The organism is Streptomyces sp. NEAU-YJ-81 (genome assembly GCF_017592595.1).
Taxonomy (GTDB): domain Bacteria; phylum Actinomycetota; class Actinomycetes; order Streptomycetales; family Streptomycetaceae; genus Streptomyces; species Streptomyces hygroscopicus_B.
Map to the genome: position 1 here is coordinate 171,827 of NZ_JAGFNO010000012.1, position 22,218 is coordinate 194,044.

The following is a 22,218-nucleotide window of genomic DNA, read 5'->3' on the forward strand; positions in this document are numbered from 1 at the left end:
GATCACGGCATGGAAGCGCCTACGGGAGTGCTCACCCCCGCCGCGCGCCGCATCCTCGACACCGCCGCCGAGCTGTTCTACGGGCAGGGGATCAACGCGGTCGGCGTGGATCTGATCGCCAAGCGCTCCGGTGTCACGAAGAAGACGCTCTACGACCGCTTCGGCTCCAAGGAGGCCCTGGTCGCCGCGTATCTGCGGGAGCGCGATGAGCGGTGGCGGGCGTGGCTCACCGCCGAGGTCGAGAAGTCGCCCCCGGCGGACCGCGCCCTGGCCACGTTCGACGCGCTCGCGCTATGGGTGGCCCGCGAGAACCCCCGTGGCTGCGGTTTCGTGAACGCTGCGGCCGAACTGCCGGACGCCGCCCATCCGGCCCGGCAGGTGATCGCCGACCAGAAGCGATGGCTGCGCGAGTATCTGCGGCAACTGTGCGAGGAGGCGGGCGTGACGGCCCCCGACGAGCTGGCGGACGAGCTGCTGCTGCTCCACGAGGGCGCGACGGTGCTGAACGGGCTGTCGGTGGTCGCCGATGCGGTCGGCATCGCGCGGCGGCTAGCCGTGCGGGCGCTGGAGCGGGCCCGGGCCTGAGCCTGACGGTTTGGTCTCGGTCGCGATCTCGGCCCATACGGTCTTCCCGGGCCCGCCGCAGGGGCGGGGCCCGACCGCCCAGCGCTCGGCGAGCTGCGAGACGAGGTACAGGCCGCGACCCGTTTCGGCGTCGGGCGCGGCGGTGGTGAGCGCGGGCCGCTTCTGGGTGCGGGTGTCCGATACCTCGATGCGGATCGCCCCGGGGGCGTCGCCCAGGGGCGCGGTCAGCCGTACGTGGAAGTCCCGCCCCGGGACGCGGCCGTGCCGTACGGCGTTGGCGGTCAGCTCGCTGGCGATCAGGGTCGCGGTCTCGTTGGGGCCGGAATCGTACGGGTAGCCCCACGCGGCGAGTCGGTGCGACACAAGTCGCCGAGCGAGGCGCGCACCGCGCGGAGTCGAGGTGAAGCGCATGGCGAACTCGCCGGGTGCGGGCGTGGGTTGTCCCGGCCGCGTACCTCGTGAGGGGGCATTTTCGGTCGTCATGGGCACGAGCCTTGCGGGGCTGTGCCTAGCCTGACCAGGAAGCGCGCAAGTACTGACCGTGTCTGTAGGGGCACGGTGGGTTTGGTGTCGGGGTTGTCGACCGTGACCTGCGGTCGGCGCGGCGGAGGTGATGGAACATGGCGAGTGCGGGGCGGCCGGAGTTGCCGGACGGGGAGGACTCCGGGGCGTTCATCAAGAGCTTCGGCGTGCAGGTCAAGCTGTTACGGGAGCGCGCCGGGCTCACGCAGGCCGAGTTGGGCTCGCGGGTCGGCTACGGCGCGGATCAGATCGCGGCGGTCGAACAGGGACGGCGGATCCCCAAGCCGGAGTTGATCGACAAGGCGGATGAGGTGCTGGGCGGCGGGGGCCTGCTGAAGGCGATGAAGGGGGAGGTGGCGCGGGCGCGGTATCCGGCGTTCTTTCGCGATGCGGCGCGGATTGAGGCGGGCGCTGTTGAGGTGCACTCTTACGACGTGCAGGTGATGAACGGCCTCTTGCAGACGGATGACTACGCGCGAGCAATGTTCACGCTGCGCCGTCCGTTGTTGGACGAGGAGACTGTTGAGCAGCGCGTAGCCGCACGGGTGGCTCGCCAGGCGATTTTTGACGCACGGCCTGCGCCGCTCCTTAGCTTCGTCGTCGAAGAAGCTGTTCTCCAGCGCCCATTTGGCGGGAAGTGCGTCCTGCGTGGACAGTTGGAACAGTTGCTCCTGATCGGGCAGAAGCGGCATGTGGAAATCCAGGTCATGCCGACGGCTCGGGAGGACAACGCCGGAATCGATGGCCCGTTCATTCTGATGACCGCCAAAGGGGGTGAGCAGGTTGCGTACCTCGAAGGCCAAGGGCGAAGCACCCTGCTCACCGATCGAGAACACGTCCGGACTGTTGCCGCACGATATGGGATTATCCGGGCGCAGGCTCTCACTCCACGGGAGTCGTCCATCTTCATTGAGAAGCTGCTGGGAGAGCTATGAGCAAGCACATAGGCCAGTTGGTGTGGTTCAAGAGCAGCTATAGCGGCGGCGAGGGCGGCGCATGCATCGAGGTCGCCGCATGCCGCCCCGACACCGTGCACGTCCGGGACAGCAAGAACACCTCCGGTCCGATCCTCACCTTCACCGCCCACCAGTGGGCCGAGTTCGTAGGGTTCACCGCACACGCAAGCGCGAGCGCCTAGCTCATCACGATCGTTCATGAGGGGCCGTCAGCCTGCTGACGGCCCCTCGGTGCACCATAGTGCTGGAAGAACGGGGGAACGGAATGGCGGCGTGCGCACCATTGCAGGCGGGGGACCCCGAACGCGTGGGGCGGTACCGGATCGTCGGGCGGTTGGGCCGGGGCGGGATGGGCCAGGTGTATCTGGGCCTGCTACCGAGTGGTCGCGCGGCCGCCGTGAAGGTGGTGCGGTCCGCGCTGGCGGACGACCTGGAATTCCGGCGCCGGTTCGCGCGCGAGGTGGCGGCGGCCCGTCAGGTGACCGGCATCTTCACCGCCGCGGTCGTGGACGCGGACCCCGAAGGCACCCCGGCGTGGCTGGCCACCGAATACGTGCCGGGGATGTCCCTGGACGCGGCGGTGGACGTGCACGGCGCCTGGCCGGAGCCCTCGGCGCTGGCGCTGGGCGCCGCGCTGGCCGAGGCGCTGGACGCCATCCACCGCACCGGCCTGGTACACCGCGATCTGAAGCCCTCGAACGTGCTGTTGGCCGCGGACGGCCCGCGCGTGATCGACTTCGGTATCTCGCGGGCGGCCGAGAGCACCAAGCTCACCGAAACCGGAGCGGTGATCGGTACGCCCGGCTTCATCTCGCCCGAGCAACTGGTGGACGACAGGGTTTCGGCTGCCAGTGACGTCTTCGCCCTGGGCGCTGTCCTGGCCTACGTGGCGAGCGGAACCCGCCCGTTCGGGACCGGCAATGCCCAGGCTCTGAACTACCGGGTGGTCCATGCGGAGCCGGATCTGACCGGCCTGCCGTCCGCACTGGCGGACGTCGTGGCCCGGTGCCTGGCCAAGGACCCTGGTCAACGGCCCACCATGCCACGGCTGATGGAGGAACTGGGCCGGGCGCCGGGGATCGAGCGGGCCGACGGCTTCTACACCGAGGCCGACTGGCTGCCCGAGCCGGTGGCCGAGGAGATCGCCCGCGCGCAGGCCACGCCCCTGCCCACCCTCCCGCCCACGTCCGGCGGACCGACCACCGTCGTGACCGTTCCCACCACCGTTGCCACGGCACCGTCCCCGGCCTCCTCGGGAGCCCACCCCCCACCGTCCGACTCCACCCCCGGCGGCGGAAAGCGCAGGCTCACCCGAGGCCGCGTCCTGACGGGGCTCGTCGTCATCGCAGTCCTCGCCCTCGTCTGCACGACGGCGCTCCTCTCCGGTCGTCTGTCCGGCGGCGACGGCCAGGGCGATGATGCCTCCAGCGGCGCACCGGCGCGGAAGGAGCCGGCGCGGAAGGAACCGGTGCGCAAGGAGCTGTGGTCCTATGCCTTGGACGACCAAATGGAACTGTCCACGGTGGCGGACGGCACGGTCTACGTCGACAACAGCGAAGACAGCCTGTACGCGCTGGACGCCGACACCGGCGACGAGTTGTGGCATCGGCACCGCGCGGAAGCCACGCTCTTTCTGCTGGGGGCCTCCGACGGGATGGCCTTCTACGGCGACAAGGACCATATGTACGCTCTGGACGCCGACAGCGGTGAGGAAGTCTGGAAGGTCGAGGACGGTGGGGTTCATGCGACGCCCACCAAGGTCGGTGACACCACCTATGTGACCTACGGCGCCTTCCTGGCCGCGCTGAAATCCGGTACGGGCGAAGTGATCTGGAAGAAGAAGTACGACGGATCACTGCGGCAAGGGGCGACCGTCGCCGGTGGAGTCGTCTACCCCGTCTCGGGTGCCGAAGGCGACGCTCTGTACGCCGTGGACGCCAGGACCGGCGACGACCTGTGGCGGTTCAATGCCGGTAGCGACATCGCGTCCTCACCCGCCGTCGCCGACGGGACCGTCTACGTCGGCACCAAGGACGGCACCCTGCACGCGGTCGACTCCGACTCCGGCCAGGAGGCGTGGAAGCGTGCCTTCGACGGGAAGTTGTGGGATCCGGCCGTGGCCAACGGGGCGGGTGACCCGATAGTCGCCGACGGCGTGGTCTATTTCGAGAACGACGGCTATGTGTGCGCTTTCGCCGCCGACAGCGGAAAGCCGCTGTGGCGGCACAAGCCGGGCCTGGCGGATGTGGAGTTGGTGTCCGTCGCGGGCGGTACCGTCCAGTTCACCGACGGCGAGGACGGCAGCCGCGCGCTGTACGCCCTGGACGCCGACACCGGCAAGCGACTGTGGAAAGGGGAGCCGGGGGAGAATCCGACCGTCGTCGGCGGCACGCTCTACTACGAGGATGCCGGGCGTCTGCACGCGTCCCGGCCACGGGATTGAGTGAGGGGGCGAAGTGGGGGAGTTCGCGCCGCTGGAAGCGGGGGACCCCGAGCGGGTCGGGCGGTACCGGATCGTCGCACGGCTGGGCCGAGGCGGGATGGGGCAGGTGTATCTGGGCCGGTCACCGGGTGGCCGCGCGGTCGCGGTGAAGGTCGTACGGGCCGAGCTTGCGGAGGATCCCGATTTCCGGCGCCGGTTCGACCGCGAGGTGAAGGCGGCCCGCCGGGTGACGGGGTTCTTCACCGCCGCTGTGGTGGACGCCGAGCCGGAGGCCATGCCGCCGTGGCTGGCCACCGAATACGTGCCGGGGATGTCCCTGGACGCGGCGGTGGACGTGCACGGCGCCTGGCCGGAGCCCTCGGTGCTGGCGCTGGGCGCCGCGCTGGCCGAGGCGCTGGAGGCCGTACACGGTGCTGATGTGGTGCACCGCGATCTCAAGCCGTCGAACGTACTGCTGGCCGCAAACGGCCCGCGGCTGATCGATTTCGGCATCTCCCTGGCGGCCGAGGCCACCAAGCTCACGGAGACCGGGGCGACGATCGGCACGCCCGGTTTCATGTCCCCCGAGCAACTGGCGGGCGACACGGTGGGAGCGGCGAGCGACGTCTTCGCCCTCGGTGCCGTCCTGGCTTACGCGGCGACCGGATCCGGCCCGTTCGGCGGCGGCCCCGCCCACGCCCTGAACTACCGGGTGGTCCATGCGGAACCGGACCTGACCGGCCTGCCGCCCCGACTGGCGGACGTCGTGGCCCGGTGCCTGGCCAAGGACCCGGGCCAACGGCCCACGGTGCCGGACCTGGTGGCAGAGCTGAGCCGGGCCGCGCAGGCCGGAACCTCCGACGGCTCGTCGATGAGAGTGGGCTGGCTGCCCGAGCGGGTGACGACCGACATCAGCCGCAGGCAGGCCGAACCATGGGACGCGCCCGCCGGACAGGCCACGGTCGAGGCCGTGCCCCCCACCGTCCGCGCGACGGCGCCCGTGCCGGGCCCACCGGAGGCGCCCGGCTCCGGCGGCGAGCGGCGCTGGAGGCGCTGGTTCACGCGGGGCCCGGTGCTGGCGGGTCTCGCGGTGGCCGTCGTCCTCGCGGTCGTGGTCACCGTGACGCTTCTCCCCGACCACGGGTCCGGCGGGAAACAGAGCGGGAGGCAGACCGGGAAGCAGACCGGGAAGAAGCCCCCCGCGCCGGTACTGAAGCAGTTGTGGTCCTACTCGCAGGGCACGAAATCGCCACCGTCGGTCGAGGGCGGACGGGTCTACTTCGGCGAGGACGACGGCGGCGTGTCCGCCCTGGACGCCGACACCGGCGACCGCGTGTGGGAATTCGGCCGGACGATGGGCGACGACGGCTCGCCGGTCTTCGCCGAAGGGGCGGTCTACTTCAGCAGTCGCGACGACGGATTCGACCAGGACCGCAGCCGCGTGTACGCCCTGGACGCCGCCACCGGAAGACATCGGTGGGAGTTCGAGCCCAACGGCTGGGTGGACGCGGGCCCGGTCGTGGTCGGCGGAACCGCCTATTTCTCCAGCAGCAAACTCGGCGGCGACGCCACCCTGTACGCGGTGGATGCCGCAACCGGTGAAAAGGAGTGGAGCCATGTACTCGGCCGGGGCGCCGGGCTGGCCTATGACGACGGGGTCGTCTACTTCGGGGCCCGTACCGTACGCGGTTCGCATCTCTATGCCCTTGACGCCGACACCGGCAAGCAGGTGTGGAAGGTGCACATCAGCGCGGACATCCTCCCCAGCGCGATGACGTCGCTGACCGTCTCCCACGGTGTCATCCACACCGTCGGCGACGACGGCGTTCTGTCCGCCCGGGACGCCGACAGCGGCGATCTGCTGTGGAAGTACCGGACCGATCTCTCCGACTTCCCGGATGCGAGCCCCCCGGTCGTCGCCGACGGGGTCGTCTACATCGGCGGAAACACCGAAGACGAATCGGGGTCCGGCCACGTATTCGCCGTCGACGCGGAGACCGGCGCCTTGCGGTGGAAGTACCGGATGCCACGGGTGAGTTCGCCGCCCACCGTCACGGCGGGCACGGTCTACGTCAGTACCGAGGCCGGCGCTCTGGAACTCCTGAGCGCCGACAGCGGCGACTCCTTGGGGCAGGTCCGCCTGGCGGATGACCATGAACCGAACGTGACCGTCGTGGACGGGGTGGCCTACTTCGACGGTGGTGACGGGCGCCTCCACGCGGCCACGGTCACCCGCTGATTCCGCCGCCAGGTGAACAGCCCAGCCTCAGATAAACAGCCCAGCCTGTTCAGTTTGAACTGGACAGGCTGGACTGAAGAAATTACCGTGAGGGGCATGGCAGAGACCCCTGGCGGCATGTCCTCGTCCGCCGTGCGCGCCGCGCATGAGATCCGTGTGGTGATCGGCCGGCTGCGGCGGCGGATCAAGGAGACGTACGACAACGAGGAACTCACCCCCTCGCAGACGTCCGTGCTCAGCAGGCTCAGCAAGGAGGGCCCCGCCTCGACCAGCGCCCTGGCGGCGGCCGAGCGCGTACGGCCGCAGTCGATGGCCGCCACGCTCGGCGTGCTGGAGGAGCGCGGGCTGATCCAGCGGCGCCCCGATCCCCATGACGGGCGGCGGCAGTTGGTTTCGACGAGCGACACCGGCAGCGCGTTCCTGGACGACAAGCGGCGGGCGGGCGAGGAATGGCTCACCCGGGCCCTGGAGACCGGCTATACGGAAGCGGAACGGGAAACCATCCTCGAGGCGCTGGCCCTGCTGGACCGGCTCAGCCGCGCATGATCGAGCGGCTTACACGACGCAAGACCAAAACCGCCGCGCGGGGCTCCTTCGACCGTAAGCTCCTCGCCCCGATGATGCTGGGTTCGGTACTGAACCCGGTCAACTCCTCCATCATCTCCGTGTCGTTGGTGCCCATCGGCGCCGCGTTCGGGGCGCCGCCGTCGCAGACGGCCTGGCTGGTCTCCGCGCTCTATCTGGCCACCGCGATAGGCCAGCCGGTCGTGGGCCGGCTGATCGATCTCTACGGGCCGCGCCGCCTCTTCCTCGCCGGGGCGACGCTGACCGGGATCGCCGGGCTGATCGGTCTGCTGGCCCCGAACATGGGGGCGCTGATCGTCTCGCGGGTGGTGCTCGGATTCGGCACCTGCGCGGGCTATCCGGCGGCGATGTCCCTCATCCGCAGCGAAGCCCGGCGGACCGGCCAGGACAGCCCCGCCGCGATCCTCGCCACGCTCGCGGTCGCCGGCCAGACCGTCGCGGTCATCGGACCACCCCTGGGCGGACTGCTGATCGGGCTGGGCGGCTGGCGCACCACGTTCGCCGTCAACATCCCCCTCGCGGTGGCCGGTCTGCTCCTCGGCGCCCGGCGGCTGCCCAAGGCGCCCCGGGAGGCACGCGCGGCGAAGGAGATCCGGCTGGATCTGCCGGGGATGGCGCTGTTCGCCGCGATGCTCGTCTCGCTGCTGCTCTTCCTGATGCAGCCCCGGGCCGACCGCTGGTATCTGCCCGTGCTGATGGCGGTGGCGGCGGCCGGGTTCGCGGTGCGGGAACTGCGGGTGGCGGAGCCGTTCATCGATCTGCGGGTGTTCGGCGGCAACGCACCCCTGCTGCTCACCTACGCCCGCGCCCTGCTCGTCTCCGTCGTCTCGTACGTCTTCCTGTACGGCTACACCCAGTGGCTCCAGGACGGCCGGGGGCTGACGGCCTCGCAGGCGGGCCTCGCCCAACTGCCGATGTTCCTCACCGGGATCGCGGTGTCCACCCTCACCGGCCGCCGCACCGCCGTGCGCGGCAAGCTGCTCGTGGGCGCCGTGGGGCAGATCGCCGGCTGCTCCCTGCTGCTCCTGCTCCAGCCGCACAGCGCGATAGGGCTGCTGATCACCGTCGCGCTCGTCTTCGGCATACCGCAGGGGCTGATCAGCCTCGCCCTGCAGAACGCGGTGTACCACCAGGCCGATCCGGAACGGATGGGCTCCTCGGCGGGGCTGCTCCGTACCTTCCTCTACCTCGGTGCGATGGTCGCCTCCAGCGCCAACGGCGCCTTCTTCGGCGCCCGCGCCGACACCGGCGGGCTGCACGGCCTGGCCTGGTTCATGCTCGCCGTCACCGGCCTGTTTCTGGCGCTGACGGTCGTGGACCGCTCGCTGGGCCGTATCGGGTCCGGCGCTTCCTCCTCCGCTCGACAACCGCAGCAACGAAAGGCTTGATGAACGTGAACAACACGGCTCTGCTCGTGATGGACGTCCAAGAGGGCATCGTGGCCCGAGTCGAGGACCCCGACTACGTGCCGCGCGTGGCCCGGGCGATCGACGCCGCCCGCGACGCCGGAATCCCCGTCGTGTACGTCGTCATCGGCTTCCGGTCCGGCCGTCCCGAAGCGTCGGCCCGCAACAAGGTGTTCCTCTCCCTGCCGCCGGGTCTCTACACCGAGGACGACCCCAAGATCGCCATCCATGACGGTGTCACGCCCCGGCCGGGCGAGGTCGTGGTCACGAAGCGGCGGGTCAGTGCCTTTTCTGGCAGCGACCTGGATGTGGTGTTGCGGTCCGGAGACATCACCCACCTCGTCCTGACCGGCGTCGCGACCGGCGGCGTCGTCCTGTCCACGCTCCGGCAGGCCGCCGACCTAGACTTCCGGCTCACGGTGCTGTCCGACGCCTGCTACGACCCGGACCCGGAGATCCACCGGCTGCTCATCGAGACGGTGTTCCCGTCGCAGGCCGAGGTCACGACGGTGGGGGAGTGGGCGGAGACGACGGGCTGAGCGAAGGGAGCTGAGCGGCGGGGGCCGAGCGGCTCGGTCGGCTGCGGCGCCGTCTCGCGCCAGTGGCTCATGAGGTCGGTTCGTCTCCGGTCAGCATGGCGAGCAGGGTGTGGGGTGCGTTCTCGCCGGACATGAGCTCGTGGAGGCGGTCGGCTTCGGTGGCTTCCTCGGCGCTGCGGGGGAACATGGCCTGCTCGTATGCGGTGAGCGCGGCCTCGATGTCGTCGGGGTGCGCGGCGAGGGCCGTGCCGAGTTCGGCGCCGTCCTGCATGGCCAGGTTGGCGCCTTCGCCGTTCGGGGCCGCGAGATGGGCGGCGTCGCCGACCAGGGTCACTCCCGGCACCCGGTCCCAGCGGTGCCCGACCGGCAGCGTGTGGTGGGGGCGCAGGACCGGCGCGGTGTCGCTGTCGGTGATCAGCGCGGTGAGTTCCGGTGCCCAGCCGTCCAACTCCCGCGCTATCCGCGCGGTGGCCGCGGCGGGGTCGGTGAAGTCGATGGCGGCGAACCAGTCCTGCGGCTTGGACAGCACCAGGTAGGTGTGGAGGGTCTCGCCGCTTTCCCGGTGAGCCCCGATCCACTGCCTCTTCCCGCCCGGGGCGATCGCGAACATCGACCCGCCGCCGACCGCCTTCGCGGCGGCCGGGTGCCGGGTTTCGGCGTCGAACAGGTAGGTCTCGACGAACGACCGGCCGACGTATTCGGGTGCGGCGTCGGAGAGCAGCGGCCGGACCGGTGACCAAGCGCCGTCCGCGCCGACCAGCAGGCTGGTGGCGATGGTGCTGCCGTCGGCGAAGGTCACCTCGTGGCGGCCCTCGCCGAGGGCGCGGGTGCCGCTGACCTTGTGGCCCCACCGGACGGTGTCGGCCGGGAGGGAGTCGAGCAGGATCTGCCGCAGTTCGCCGCGCTGTACCTCGGGGCGTCCGCCCGTGCCGTCGTCGGCCTTGTCGAGCAGGACGGTCCCGTCCCGGTCGAGGACCCGCATGGCCTGGCGGCCCTCCAGGACGATGGCGTGGAACTCGTCCATCAGACCGGCCGCCCGCAGCGCCAGTTGGCCGTTGTAGTCGTGGATGTCGAGCATCCCGCCCTGTGCACGAGCCATCGGCGAGGGCTCCGCCTCGTAGACGGTGGCCGGGATGCCGTGGACGTGCAGGACGCGGGCCAGGGTGAGGCCGCCGAGTCCGGCGCCGATGATCGTGACGGGAGTGCGCATCGTGGCTCCTTCGGGATCGAGGCCGCCGCCGCCCGGTGAGGGCGTCCTCGGGCCGGCCTCTCTGGTACGCCGTTCCAAGTTGGTATGGCGTTCCAATGTTGGAACAACGCTCCAGGCATGTCAAAATCGCGGCATGGCAACGCGGACGCGCCGGTCACAGCGGCGCACAGAGGCGCTCTCCCGGGAGCGCATCGTCGAGGCCGCCGTCGAGCTGCTCGACGCGGCCGGTGAGGGCGGGCTGACGTTCCGGGCGCTGACCGAGCGCCTCGCCACCGGGCCCGGGGCGATCTATTGGCATGTGGCGAACAAGAGTGAGCTGCTCGACGCCGTGACCGACGCCGTCGTCGCCGCCGCTCTGGCCATCGAGCCCATCGAGCCCATCGAGCCCATCGAGCCCGCCGAGCCCGCCGAGTCCGTCGAGCCTGCCGAGTCGCCGGACTCGCCGCAGGAGAAGATCCGCGCTGTCGCGCTCGGCCTGTTCGACGCGATCGACGAACACCCGTGGCTCGCCACACAGCTCACCGCGCAGCTCTCCCGCAGCCCCTGGGGCTCGGTGACGCCGCGGATCCTCGAAAGCGTCGGCCGGCAGGTCTGTGCGCTGGGCGTGCCCGAGGGCAGCCAGTTCACGGCGGCCTCCGCGTTGGTGCACTACATCCTCGGCGCGGCCGGCCAGAACGCCGCGAACGGCCGCGATCTCGCGCCCGACGTGGACCGTGGCGAGTTCCTCGACGCCGCGTCGAGGGCGTGGCAGGAGCTCGACCCCGACGACTATCCGTTCACCCGGGCTGTCGCGGAGCAGATGCGCGAGCACGACGACCGCGAGCAGTTCCTCGCCGGGATCGATCTTGTCCTTACCGGCATCACCGCACTCCACCTGTCCAGTGGGGAGGCGGGCACCTCACCCGTGATCTGAGTTCGGGTCCGGGGGTTGGGGCTCGGCGCCGCCGGATCGTGGCCCAGGGGCGCCGGGCCGCCGGGCGGTGTCAGCGGGGCCAGATGGGCGGGTTGGTGCAGAACGCGCCGCCGAGGTTCTCGTGGTCGGGGTTGCCCGGCTCCAGCTCGCCCTGTTCGGCGATCAGCTTCGCGGCGTACGGCTCGGAGTCGTCCTGGGGCTCGTAGCCCAGGGCGCGGGCCGAGGAGAGGTCCCACCACAGGCGGGTGTTGGCCGAGCTGCCGTAGACCGCGGTGTAGCCCACGTTCTCCGCCGTAAGGGCGGCGTGGAGCAGCCGGGCGCCGTCCGCCGGGCTCATCCAGATCGACAGCATGCGGACCGTCGTCGGCTCGGGGAAGCAGGAGCCGATGCGGATGGCGACCGTCTCGATGCCGTACTTGTCCCAGTAGAACGAGGCCAGGTCCTCGCCGAACGACTTCGACAGCCCGTAGAAGGTGTCGGGGCGGCGCGGGGTGTCGAGCGGGATGAGCGGGTCGTCTCCGACCGGGCGCGGGGTGAAGCCCACGGCGTGGTTGCTGGAGGCGAAGACGACGCGGCGGACGCCCGCCTCGCGGGCCGCCTCGTACATGTTGTACGTGCCCTCGATATTGGCCCGCAGGATCTTCTCGAATGGGGCTTCCAGGGAGATGCCCGCGAGATGGATGATCGCGTCGACGCCCCGCGCGGCCTCGCGCAGGGCGTCCCGGTCGGACAGATCCGCGGTGATCGCGTCCGGCTCGCCCTCGATGGGGAGCTGGTCGAGCAGCCGCAACTGGTATCCGTACGGCGGCAGCAGCTCGCGCATCAACGTGCCCATGCCGCCTGCGGCGCCGGTGAGGAGGACGGTGCGGGGAGCGGGCATGGGCGGATCTCCTCCGTGGGGGAATCACGTATGGGGTTTTTATATGTGGTTTTTATTCATGTATGCGATTCAGATTCATGGCCACCGTAAGGATCGGCGCAGGAGCCGTCAAGGGTGGCGCGGTGCCGCGGAATTCACCGCCGGGTGAGGGGCGTCACCCCGTTGGCACCCTTGACCGGTGACCGATGGCTGCCTTACGGTGAGCGTGTTCACGAATGTAGATGACGATCAGAAACGTGCACACTGCGTCGGTGGGTGACGGCGGGTCGGTGTACACGACAGGGAGAAGCCCGTGACCTCAGCTTCACTCGCCGAGCGCCTTGACGGACTGCTGTTCTTCCCCGTGACCGCCTACGGTCCCGATGGCGCCCTGGACCTGGAGATCTACCGCGCGCATGTCCGCGCCGGGATCGAAGCGGGGGCGGGCGCCGTCTTCGCGTGCTGCGGCACGGGCGAGTTCCACGCCCTGACGCCGGAGGAGTTCCACGACTGCGTCGTGGCCGCCGTGGAGGAGTCCGCCGGGCGGGTCCCGGTGGTCGCGGGCGCCGGGTACGGGACCGCGCTGGCGATCCAGTACGCCAAGCTGGCCGAGCGGGCCGGTGCGGACGGGCTGCTCGCCATGCCGCCGTATCTGGTCGTGGCCGATCAGGAGGGGCTGATCCGCCACTACAGCGCCCTCGCCGGCGCGACCGACCTCGACATCATCGTCTATCAGCGGGACAACGCCGTCCTGGCCCCGGAGTCCGTGGCCCGGCTCGCCAAGGTGCCCGGCATCATCGGCCTCAAGGACGGCCTCGGCGACCTCGACCTGATGCAGCGCATCGTCAGCGCGGTGCGGGAGGGCGCCCCCGACGAGGACTTCCGCTACTTCAACGGGCTGCCGACGGCCGAGCTGACCGGCCTCGCATACCGCGGGATCGGCGTGACGCTGTACTCCTCCGCCGTCTTCTGCTTCGTTCCCGAGCTCGCCCTCGCCTTCCACAAGGCGCTCATGACGGGCGACGACGAGACCGTCAACAAGCTGCTCGACGGCTTCTACCGGCCGCTGGTCGAGCTCCGCAACCAGGGCCGCGGCTATGCGGTGTCGCTGGTCAAGGCGGGCGTCCGGCTGCGCGGGCTGGACGTGGGCGAGGTGCGGCCGCCGCTGAGCGAGCCCAGCCCCGCACACGTCAAGGAGCTGGCCGAGCTGATCGAGCGCGGTATGGCGCTGATCGGGGACGGGGACGGGGACGGGGACGGGGAGGCGCGGTGAGAGCCTCCGCCTTCGTCTACCCCTGGGACGTCGTCGGAGACCCGGACGCCGCGCGCCGCATCGCCGATCTCGGCGTCCAGCAGGTGACGCTGGCCTCCGCCTACCACTCCACCCGGGCCCTGACCCCGCGTCACCCCGACCACCGCATCGTCACCGCCCGACACGCGGCCGTGCTCTACCCGCCGGACGCCGAGCGCTGGCAGGGGCGCGAGCTGCGCCCGTACGAGCAGTCGTGGGTGGCGGGCGACGACCCGTACGGCGAGGCGGCAGCCGCGCTGGCCGACGCGGGTCTCGACGTCCACGCCTGGGTGGTGCTCGCGCACAACACCCGGCTGGGCGAGGAGCATCCGCGGATCGCGGTGCGCAACGCCTATGGCGACCGCTACCCGTGGGCGCCGTGCATCGCCCGCCCCGAGGTGCGCGCCTATCTGGTGGACCTGGCCGCCGAGGCGGCCGTACGGCCCGGCACCCGCGGCACCGAGCTGGAGTCCTGCGGCTGGTACGGGCTGGCCCATCTGCACGCCCACGACAAGATCGGCGGGGTGCCGCTGGGCGGCGCCGGCCAGTATCTGATGTCGCTGTGCTTCTGCGAGAGCTGCGGCGCGGGCTATGCGGAACTCGGGGCCGACGCGGAGGAGCTTCGCCAGGCGGTCGTGCGCGCGCTGCGGCCGGTGTGGACGGGTGAGACGACCGCGGACGGCGGTGACCGTGCGGGGGAGTGGGCCGAGGTCGAGAAGCTGCTCGGCGCCGACCACGCCGCGCTCTTCGCGGCCTGGCGCAACCGGGTCGCCAGCAGTCTGCGGGCCGAGGCCGTGGCCGCCGTAAGGAGCGCGGCGGAAGCGGACTTCCGGGTTCTGCTGCACGCCGACCCGGCCCCGCACCGGCTCGGTGCCAACGTCGGCGTGGACCCGGCCGATGTGCTGGCCCAGGCCGACGGGGTCGTGCTGCCTTGCACAGGGGGCGAGGCAGCGCGCTCCGCGGTCCTGCCTCCCTTCGTCCCGCACCGGACCGAACGGACCGTGCTCGCCGCCAACTTCACGGTGGTGACGGGGATGGGCGGCAGCCCGGCGACACTGGCCGAGGACGCGGCCCACGCGGTGGAGCTCGGCGCCGACGAACTCCGCCTGTACCACGCGGGTCTGGCCTCGGACCAGGACCTCGTGGCCGTCCGCACGGCCCTCGCCGAGCTGAACTGAGCTGGGCTGAGCCGGGGCCGAGCCGAGCACCTGAACTGAGCTGAGCCCTGAGACCCGGCCCGGGGCCCGCCCTTGTGGCGGGTTTCCGGGACGGGTCGGCGGATTATCGGAAGCGCGACACCTTGTGGCATCGCCACGATCGAAGGGTGTCGACGAAACGGACCACCCCACATCGCAGAGCCATCGCGCTGATGTCCCTGGGCCACGCCTGCGTGGACATCTACCAAGGAGCGGTGGCCGCGCTGGTGCCGTACTTCGTCTCCGAGCGGGCCTACAGCTACGCCGCCGCCTCCGGTGTCGTGCTGGCGGCCTCGCTGCTGTCGTCCGTGGTGCAGCCGCTGTTCGGGGCGCTCACCGACCGGTGGGCCATGCCGTGGCTGCTGCCGGTGAGCACGCTGGTGGGCGGAGCCGGCGTGGCGCTGAGCGGGGTCACCGGCTCCGATGCGCTGACCCTGATGGTGGTCGCCGTCTCCGGGGTCGGCGTCGCCGCGTACCACCCCGAGTCCGCCCGGGTCGCCCGGCTCGCCAGCCGGGGCAGCCACACCGCGATGAGCTGGTTCTCCCTCGGCGGCAACATCGGCTTCGCCGCCGCGCCGCTCGCGGTCGCCGCCGTCATCGCCACCGGCGGCCTGCGCGCCTCCCCGCTGCTGGCCGTCCCCGCCGTCGCCGGAGCGGCCCTGTGCGCGGCCACGCTACGGGCGCTCAGGGCCCCCGGCGCGGCGACCGGGTCCGCCCGGACGAGCCGTGGGGGAGGCGGAAGGGACGACTGGCCCTCCTTCCTCCGGTTGTCCGGGGCCATCATGTGCCGCTCGATCGTCTTCGTCGGGCTGAGCGCGTTCATCTCGCTGTATGTGCGCGAGCGCGTCGGCGGAGGCGAACTGGCCGGTACGGCCGCCCTGTTCGTGCTCTACGTCGGCGGCGCGGCGGGCACGGTGGCCGGAGGCGGGCTCGCCGCCCGCTACGGCCGTATCCCGGTCGTCCAGTGGTCCTACGCCCTGACCGTCCTCGCCGTCGCGGGCGTCGTCCTCGTCCCCGGCCCGGCGCTCTACCTCTGCGTGGCGCTCGCCTCGGCCGGGCTGTACGTGCCCTTCTCCCTGCACATCACGCTCGGCCAGGACTATCTGCCCCGCCGCGTGGGCACCGCGAGCGGCGTCACCCTGGGTCTTGCCGTCAGCGTCGGCGGCCTCGCGAGCCCCCTCATCGGCGCCCTCGCCGACGCCACGACCCTGCGGACCGCCCTCGCTCCCCTGATCGCCCTCCCCGCCCTCGGCTGGCTCCTCCTGCGCCCCCTGCACGAGCCCACCCTCCCCGAAGCCCTCACCGGCCACTCCCACCCGGCGGAAGCCGAGGCGCCCGAGCGGGCATAGGGGCGGCAGACGCCGGTCCTTGGGCCTCGGCGCCGTCGGTCTCGGGCGGGGCCGCCCACCCCGCGTCCCGCATCACCCGTTCCACCGTCTCCGCCAGCGCGCTCGTCGCCGGGATCACCGTCTCGCCCCCGCCCGGCAGCAGGTCCAGCGGCCGGTACCAGTCGCGCATCTCCGGCTCGCCGTACTCGTCCGCCTGCGGCTTGGTGGCGTGGCGCCGCAGCGTCTCGGCGAACGGGACGTCGAGGTAGTAGGCGTGGGTGCGGCCCAGGTGGTCGCGGCACAGGGCGTCCAGCATCGGGCCGTAGTGCGCGGCGTAGAGGATGCCCTCGACCACAGCGTGGAAGCCGTGGTCGAGGGCGTAGCGGGCCACGGTGTCGATGAGGCCGATGTTCGCCGCGTCCGGGGTGTCCCGCTCCCGCAGCACGACCCGGCGCAGTTGGTCCTGGCCCACCAGCGCGAGGCCGCGTCCGTAGCGGGCGCGCAGCTCGGCGGCGACGGAGGACTTGCCGGACGCGGAGTTGCCGCGCAGCACGATCAGCCGCGTCGTCGCGGAACCCACCCTCATCCGGGCCACGCTAGCGGCGTCGGCGGAGAGTTGCGGGGCGTGTGCGGGCGATTGCCCGCCGTGCGCAATTTTTGCCAGAACCGTTGACGAAGCCCTGGGGCCGCCCTAACTTCATCGCGTCGTACTTCATACGTCATATATGAGACGCGATATGTGAGATCTGAGAGCAGCCATGGACATCGCCCCGAGCCCGATCCCCTCCCGCACCCAGTACGTGCTGGAGGCGGTCAAGCACGCGATTCTCACCGGGCGGCTGCGCCCCGGGCAGGCGTTGGTGGAGGCCGAGTTGGCCGCGCAGTTCGGGGTGTCCAAGACGCCCGTACGGGAGGCGCTCAAGACTCTCGCGGGGCGAGGGCTCGTGGTGATGAGCGAGTACAAGGGGGCCACCGTCAGGACCGTCGACACCGCGATGGCGCATGCCGTCTACGATGTGCGGCTGCTCCTGGAGCCCGAGGCGCTGCGCCGGACCGTCGCCGCGGGGGCCGGGCTGGAGGCCGCCGGGGCCGCGCTGGAGCGGTCGGACGCGGCTGATGATCCGGCCGGGCGGTCGCTGGCCAACCGCGACTTTCACCGGGCGCTCTATCTGCCCTGCGGCAACCCCCTGCTGACCCGGATGCTCGACGAACTGCGGGACCAGGCGGCGCTGGTGTCCGCCGTCGCCTGGCAGGCGGTGCCCTCCTGGGAGCAGGAGGCCCATGAGCACCGGGAGATCCTGGCCCGCGCGCTCGGCGGCGACGCCGACGGGGCGGGCCGCGCCCTGCACGACCACATCGCCTCCTTTGTCCAGCGCGCCTTCCCGGACCGGGAGTGTCCGGACGGGAAGTCCCCTGACGGGGAGTCCCCGGACCGGGAGTAACGCCCGGCGGCCCCGGTCGCCGACCCCAGCACCATCCGAACAGCTCGCCCGATGCCGAACATCGAGAGAAAGGGTTCGTATGGACTACTCACCGCTGAGGACGGCGCTCGCGGATGTCGTGGCGATCCCGGTGACTCCGTACGACGCCGACGGCGCCGTGGACCGCACCGCCTACCGCGCCCTGCTGCGCCGGCTTCTCGACGGCGGGGTCAAGGCCGTCACTCCGAACGGCAACACCGGGGAGTTCTACGCCCTCACCCTCGAAGAGCGGCGGCTGGTCACCGAGCTGACCGTCGAGGAGGCCGCCGGCCGGGCCGCCGTCCTCGTCGGCGTCGGCCATGACGCGGCCACCGCCGTCGAGGCCGCCCGCCACGCCCGCGCGGCCGGGGCCGACATGGTGATGGTCCATCAGCCGGTGCATCCCTACGTCGCCCAGGACGGCTGGATCGACTATCACCGCACCATCGCCGAGGCCGTCCCCGAGCTGGGCGTGGTGCCGTATCTGCGCAATCCGCTGATCGAGGGCGCGGCGATCGCCCGGCTCGGCGAGGAGTGCCCCCAGGTCATCGGGGTCAAGTACGCGGTCCACGACGCCACCCGCTTCGCGGCCGTCGCGCGCGACGCCGGGCTGGACCGGTTCGTCTGGGTGGCCGGGCTCGCCGAGCTGTACGCGCCCTCCTACTGGGCGGTCGGCGCCACCGGCTTCACCTCGGGCCTGGTCAATGTGGCCCCCAACGTCTCGCTCAACATGCTGGGCGCGCTGCGCGCGGGGGACTATCCGGGTGCGATGAAGGTGTGGGAACAGATCCGGCGGTTCGAGGACCTCAGAGCCGAGCGGCAGTCCGCCAACAACGTCACGGTCGTCAAGGAAGCGCTGGCCGCGATGGGCCTGTGCCGCCGCGATGTGCGCGCCCCGAGCAAGCCGCTGCCCGAGCCGAGGCGCGCGGAAGTCGCCGCGATCGTCGAGGGGTGGTCGGTATGAGCGCCCGTCCCATCGATGCGGGCACCTCGCCGAGACCGCGCAAGCGCCCCGAGGAGCTGCGCAGCCACCAGTGGTACGGCACCGAGGGCCTGCGTTCCTTCAGCCACCGTGCCCGCACCCGCCAGCTCGGCTATCTCCCCGAGGAGCACCTGGGCAAGCCGGTCATCGCGATCCTCAACACCTGGAGCGACATCAACCCCTGCCACGTCCACTTGCGCGACCGCGCCCAGGCGGTCAAGCGCGGGGTCTGGCAGGCGGGCGGCTTCCCCCTGGAGTTCCCGGTCTCCACGCTCTCCGAGACCTTCCAGAAGCCCACCCCCATGCTCTACCGCAACCTCCTCGCCATGGAGACCGAGGAGCTTGCCCGCTCCTATCCGGTCGACGGCGCCGTGCTGCTGGGCGGCTGCGACAAGTCCACCCCGGCGCTGCTGATGGGCGCGGCCAGCGCCGATCTTCCGGCGGTCTTCGTCCCGGCCGGGCCGATGCTGCCGGGGCACTGGCGCAATGAGGTGCTGGGCTCGGGCACCGATATGTGGAAGTACTGGGACGACAAGCGGGCCGGGCTGATCGGCGACTGCGAGATGTCCGAGCTGGAGCGGGGGCTGGCCCGTTCGCCAGGCCACTGCATGACGATGGGTACCGCCTCCACGCTGACGGCCGCCGCCGAGGCACTGGGCGTGACCGTCCCCGGCGCCTCGTCCATCCCGGCCGTGGACTCCGGGCACGACCGGATGGCCGCCGCCGCCGGGTTACGCGTGGTCGAGCTGGTCTGGCAGGACCTCAGGCTCTCGGAGATCCTCACCCGGGAGGCGTACGAGGACGCGGTCGCGACCGTGCTCGCCCTCGGCGGCTCCACCAACGCGGTGATCCATCTGATCGCCATGGCGGGCCGGTCCGGGGTGCGGCTCACCCTCGACGACTTCGACCGCATCGCCCGTGCCGTCCCCGTGCTGGCCGATCTGCGGCCCGGCGGCCGGTATCTGATGGAGGACTTCCACTTCGCCGGCGGGCTCCCGGGCTTCCTCTCCCGGCTGACGGACGTTCTGCACCTGGACCGCCCCACCGTCGCCCACCCCACGCTTCGCGAACAGCTCGACGGCGCCCTGGTGCACAACCCCGAGGTGATCCGGCCCCGCGACAACCCGCTGGCCGAGGAGGGCGGAGTGGCCGTCCTGCGCGGCAATCTGTGCCCCGACGGCGCGGTCATCAAGCACATCGCGGCCGAGCCCCGGCTGCTGAAACACACCGGCCCCGCCGTGGTCTTCGACGACTACAAGACGATGCAGGCCACCATCAACGACCCCGGTCTCGGCATCACCGAGAACAGTGTGCTGGTGCTGCGCAACGCCGGTCCGCTCGGCGGCCCCGGAATGCCCGAGTACGGGATGCTGCCGATCCCCGACCATCTGCTCAAGCAGGGGGTGCGTGACATGGTGCGGATCTCCGACGCCCGGATGAGCGGCACCAGTTACGGGGCCTGTGTGCTGCACATCGCGCCCGAGTCGTATGTGGGCGGCCCGCTCGCCCTGGTCCGCGACGGCGATCAGATCACCCTCGACGTGGCGGCGCGGGTGCTGCGGCTGGAGGTGGACGACGCCGAGCTGGCGCGGCGCCGGGCGGGGTGGACCGCCCCGCCGCCCCGCTACGAGCGCGGCTACGGCGCGCTCTACCAGGACCAGATGACCCAGGCGGACACCGGCTGCGACTTCCGCTTCCTGGCCCGCCCCGGGGCGGTGCCCGAACCCTACGCGGGCTGACGCCACCACTTCAGCGCCAAATTTTTTTTGTACGAGATACCGAACGACATTCGGTAAGCGCTTCACGGAAGCGCTTCACCGACCCGTACACCGTCGACTCCGAGAACGGAGAAGCAGTCATGGCCGACGCCGTGGCGAAACCGCCCCGGGTCACCCGGCGCCGTACGGGAGGACCGGCCCGCCGCCTCCCGTATCTGCTGATCGCCCCCGCCGGGCTGCTGATGCTGGGCTTCATCGCCTATCCGATGCTCAGCGTCCTCTACTACAGCCTGCGGAACTACAACGTCACCAAGCCCTGGCGGAACGGCTACGCGGGCTTCGGCAACTTCACCCGGATCCTCACCGACGACCCGCAGTTCTGGGACACGCTCGTCTTCAGCGGCAAATGGGTCGTCACCGAGGTGCTGCTGCAGCTCCTGCTCGGCCTCGCGCTCGCCCTGCTGGTCCACCAGACCTTCCTCGGCCGCGGCCTCGCCCGCGCCCTGGTCTTCTCGCCCTGGGCCGTGTCCGGGGTGCTGACCACCACCATCTGGATGCTGCTCTACAACCCCTCGACCGGCATCAGCCGCTATCTCGCGGACGCCGGGATCGGCACGTACGGCACCTCGGTGCTCTCCGACACCGGAACCGTCTTCTGGGCCGCCGTCGTCGCCGAACTCTGGCGCGGTGTCCCGTTCTTCGCGATCCTCATCCTCGCCGACCTCCAGTCCATCCCCCAGGACCTCTACGAGGCGGCCTCCGTCGACGGCGCGGGCCGGGCGCGGCGGTTCTTCCACATCACCCTGCCGCATCTGAAGGACGCGATCATCCTCTCCACGCTGCTGCGCGGCGTATGGGAGTTCAACAACGTCGATCTGCTCTACACCCTCACCGGCGGCGGACCGGCCGGGCAGACCACCACCCTTCCGCTGTACGTCGCCAACACCGGGATCAACGGCCATGACTTCGGCTACGCCTCCGCGCTGACCACCGTCGCCTTCGTGATCCTCCTCTTCTGCTCGATCCTCTATCTGCGTCTGAGCAAGTTCGGAGGCGAGACCAAGTGACCGCCGCACTCGCCGAGCAGGGCACCCGGCCCGCCCCCGCGGCCACCCCGCCGCCCGCCGCCCGCAGGAGGCGCCGGCGCCGGATCGACCAGGGCATACCGCGCTGGCAGATCTATCTGCCGCTGTGCCTGTATCTGCTGTTCACCCTCGTCCCCTTCTACTGGATGCTGCTGTTCGCGCTGCGCCCCGCGGGCTCGAACGCGCTGGTGCCCTGGCCGATCACCGGTGAGCACTTCCAGAAGGTGTGGAACGAGCGCAGCTTCGGGATCTTCTTCCAGAACAGCATGATCGTCGGCGTCGCCTCGCTGGTGATGACGACAGCGGTCGCGCTGGCCGGCGGCTACGCCCTCGCGCGCTTCGACTTCCGGATCAAAAAAGGCTTCATGCTGGCGCTGCTGGCCTCGCAGTTCATCCCGGGCGCGCTGATGCTGGTACCGCTCTTCGAGATCTTCAAGAACCTGCAGATGATCAACTCGCTGGGGAGCGTGGTCATCGCGGAGACGGTCTTCCAGCTACCCCTGTCGATCATCCTCATCAGCGGCTTCATCAAAAACGTGCCGGTGTCGCTCGAGGAACAGGCGTGGGTCGACGGCTGCGGTCGCTTCCGGGCCTTCTGCGCGGTGGTGCTGCCGCTGCTGCGCCCCGGGCTGATCGCGGTCGGCTCCTTCGCCTTCGTACACAGCTGGAACCACTTCCTGTTCGCGCTGATGTTCCTCAGCTCCCAGGACAAACAGACCATCCCGGTCGGCCTCAACACCCTCATCGGCGCGGACAGCGTCGACCTGGGCGCGCTCGCGGCGGGCGGGGTGATCGCCGCGGTGCCCGTCGTCATCGTCTTCGCCTTCATCCAGAAATGGCTGATCACCGGCTTCAGCGCGGGGGCGGTCAAGGGCTGACCGAAACGGTCGGCGGCACAACGTATGCGGACAAGGAGGTCCGA

The 22,218-nt window shown here is 70.9% G+C and carries 21 protein-coding genes; 17 read left to right on the forward strand and 4 right to left on the reverse strand.

The features are described from left to right. The first annotated feature begins 9 nt into the window (after positions 1 to 9). A complete protein-coding gene (locus J5X86_RS25425) occupies positions 10 to 585 on the forward strand; it encodes a TetR/AcrR family transcriptional regulator (protein ID WP_208519039.1) in 576 nt (191 codons plus the stop codon). Here J5X86_RS25425 and J5X86_RS25430 read toward each other — a convergent pair. Next, positions 550 to 996, reverse strand: a complete 447-nt coding sequence (locus J5X86_RS25430) for an ATP-binding protein (protein WP_374229293.1) — start codon at positions 994 to 996, stop codon at positions 550 to 552. The genes J5X86_RS25425 and J5X86_RS25430 overlap by 36 nt on opposite strands. Positions 997 to 1,205: 209 nt before the next feature. On the opposite strand from J5X86_RS25430, the gene J5X86_RS25435 reads away from it, so the two are divergent. The 7 genes from J5X86_RS25435 to J5X86_RS25465 all read left to right on the forward strand — a co-directional run bounded on the left by J5X86_RS25435 (position 1,206) and on the right by J5X86_RS25465 (position 9,254). After that, positions 1,206 to 2,042 (forward strand): helix-turn-helix transcriptional regulator, encoded by an 837-nt coding sequence (locus J5X86_RS25435; RefSeq protein ID WP_208519041.1) that lies wholly within the window; start codon positions 1,206 to 1,208, stop codon positions 2,040 to 2,042. Next, positions 2,039 to 2,245 (forward strand): DUF397 domain-containing protein, encoded by a 207-nt coding sequence (locus tag J5X86_RS25440; RefSeq protein WP_208519042.1) that lies wholly within the window; start codon positions 2,039 to 2,041, stop codon positions 2,243 to 2,245. The genes J5X86_RS25435 and J5X86_RS25440 overlap by 4 nt, the downstream gene beginning before the upstream one ends. 125 nt (positions 2,246 to 2,370) lie before the next feature. After that, the gene (locus J5X86_RS25445; protein ID WP_208519043.1) at positions 2,371 to 4,506 is read left to right on the forward strand and encodes a PQQ-binding-like beta-propeller repeat protein; all 2,136 of its coding nucleotides are present in this window, start codon (positions 2,371 to 2,373) and stop codon (positions 4,504 to 4,506) included. Between the two features lie 13 nt (positions 4,507 to 4,519). Continuing rightward, positions 4,520 to 6,724: a PQQ-binding-like beta-propeller repeat protein gene (locus tag J5X86_RS25450; RefSeq protein ID WP_208519044.1), complete on the forward strand. Its 2,205-nt coding sequence runs from the start codon at positions 4,520 to 4,522 to the stop codon at positions 6,722 to 6,724. 96 nt (positions 6,725 to 6,820) lie between these two features. Continuing rightward, on the forward strand, positions 6,821 to 7,270 hold the full coding sequence (locus J5X86_RS25455) for a MarR family winged helix-turn-helix transcriptional regulator (RefSeq protein ID WP_374229291.1): 450 nt from the start codon (positions 6,821 to 6,823) through the stop codon (positions 7,268 to 7,270). Further along, on the forward strand, positions 7,267 to 8,697 hold the full coding sequence (locus J5X86_RS25460) for an MFS transporter (protein ID WP_208519045.1): 1,431 nt from the start codon (positions 7,267 to 7,269) through the stop codon (positions 8,695 to 8,697). The genes J5X86_RS25455 and J5X86_RS25460 overlap by 4 nt, the downstream gene beginning before the upstream one ends. A 5-nt stretch (positions 8,698 to 8,702) precedes the next feature. Beyond that, positions 8,703 to 9,254 carry a cysteine hydrolase family protein gene (locus J5X86_RS25465; protein WP_208519115.1) on the forward strand — a complete coding sequence of 184 codons (552 nt, stop codon included), beginning with the start codon at positions 8,703 to 8,705 and terminating at the stop codon, positions 9,252 to 9,254. A gap of 67 nt (positions 9,255 to 9,321) precedes the next feature. Here the strand turns inward: J5X86_RS25465 and J5X86_RS25470 are convergent, their stop codons facing one another. Beyond that, entirely contained in the window at positions 9,322 to 10,464 is a 1,143-nt protein-coding gene (locus J5X86_RS25470) for an NAD(P)/FAD-dependent oxidoreductase (RefSeq protein WP_208519046.1), read from the reverse strand. Between the two features lie 133 nt (positions 10,465 to 10,597). Here J5X86_RS25470 and J5X86_RS25475 point away from each other — a divergent pair, with 133 nt between their 5' ends. Then, positions 10,598 to 11,377 carry a TetR/AcrR family transcriptional regulator gene (locus J5X86_RS25475; RefSeq protein WP_208519047.1) on the forward strand — a complete coding sequence of 260 codons (780 nt, stop codon included), beginning with the start codon at positions 10,598 to 10,600 and terminating at the stop codon, positions 11,375 to 11,377. 70 nt (positions 11,378 to 11,447) lie between these two features. Here the strand turns inward: J5X86_RS25475 and J5X86_RS25480 are convergent, their stop codons facing one another. After that, positions 11,448 to 12,257 (reverse strand): NAD(P)-dependent oxidoreductase, encoded by an 810-nt coding sequence (locus J5X86_RS25480; RefSeq protein ID WP_078640782.1) that lies wholly within the window; start codon positions 12,255 to 12,257, stop codon positions 11,448 to 11,450. A gap of 292 nt (positions 12,258 to 12,549) precedes the next feature. On the opposite strand from J5X86_RS25480, the gene J5X86_RS25485 reads away from it, so the two are divergent. The 3 genes from J5X86_RS25485 to J5X86_RS25495 all read left to right on the forward strand — a co-directional run bounded on the left by J5X86_RS25485 (position 12,550) and on the right by J5X86_RS25495 (position 16,072). Beyond that, entirely contained in the window at positions 12,550 to 13,509 is a 960-nt protein-coding gene (locus tag J5X86_RS25485; protein ID WP_208519048.1) for a 5-dehydro-4-deoxyglucarate dehydratase, read from the forward strand. Further along, positions 13,506 to 14,705 (forward strand): hypothetical protein, encoded by a 1,200-nt coding sequence (locus J5X86_RS25490; RefSeq protein ID WP_208519049.1) that lies wholly within the window; start codon positions 13,506 to 13,508, stop codon positions 14,703 to 14,705. Before J5X86_RS25485 ends, J5X86_RS25490 begins: the two co-directional genes overlap by 4 nt. 191 nt (positions 14,706 to 14,896) lie before the next feature. Next, positions 14,897 to 16,072, forward strand: a complete 1,176-nt coding sequence (locus tag J5X86_RS25495) for an MFS transporter (protein WP_208519116.1) — start codon at positions 14,897 to 14,899, stop codon at positions 16,070 to 16,072. On the opposite strand, the gene J5X86_RS25500 is transcribed toward J5X86_RS25495, so the two are convergent. Next, positions 16,023 to 16,637 (reverse strand): kinase, encoded by a 615-nt coding sequence (locus tag J5X86_RS25500; protein ID WP_243981334.1) that lies wholly within the window; start codon positions 16,635 to 16,637, stop codon positions 16,023 to 16,025. The genes J5X86_RS25495 and J5X86_RS25500 overlap by 50 nt on opposite strands. Positions 16,638 to 16,809: 172 nt before the next feature. Between J5X86_RS25500 and J5X86_RS25505 the strand changes: the two genes are divergently transcribed. From J5X86_RS25505 to J5X86_RS25525, 5 genes are all read left to right on the forward strand, one after another. Further along, the gene (locus tag J5X86_RS25505) at positions 16,810 to 17,493 is read left to right on the forward strand and encodes a GntR family transcriptional regulator (protein WP_208519050.1); all 684 of its coding nucleotides are present in this window, start codon (positions 16,810 to 16,812) and stop codon (positions 17,491 to 17,493) included. 79 nt (positions 17,494 to 17,572) lie between these two features. Continuing rightward, positions 17,573 to 18,475, forward strand: a complete 903-nt coding sequence (locus J5X86_RS25510; protein ID WP_078640773.1) for a dihydrodipicolinate synthase family protein — start codon at positions 17,573 to 17,575, stop codon at positions 18,473 to 18,475. Continuing rightward, positions 18,472 to 20,232 carry an L-arabinonate dehydratase gene (gene araD, locus J5X86_RS25515; RefSeq protein ID WP_208519051.1) on the forward strand — a complete coding sequence of 587 codons (1,761 nt, stop codon included), beginning with the start codon at positions 18,472 to 18,474 and terminating at the stop codon, positions 20,230 to 20,232. The genes J5X86_RS25510 and araD overlap by 4 nt, the downstream gene beginning before the upstream one ends. Positions 20,233 to 20,351: 119 nt before the next feature. After that, the gene (locus J5X86_RS25520; RefSeq protein ID WP_119986883.1) at positions 20,352 to 21,278 is read left to right on the forward strand and encodes a carbohydrate ABC transporter permease; all 927 of its coding nucleotides are present in this window, start codon (positions 20,352 to 20,354) and stop codon (positions 21,276 to 21,278) included. Then, a complete protein-coding gene (locus J5X86_RS25525) occupies positions 21,275 to 22,174 on the forward strand; it encodes a carbohydrate ABC transporter permease (protein ID WP_208519052.1) in 900 nt (299 codons plus the stop codon). Before J5X86_RS25520 ends, J5X86_RS25525 begins: the two co-directional genes overlap by 4 nt. The last annotated feature ends 44 nt before the right edge of the window (positions 22,175 to 22,218 follow it).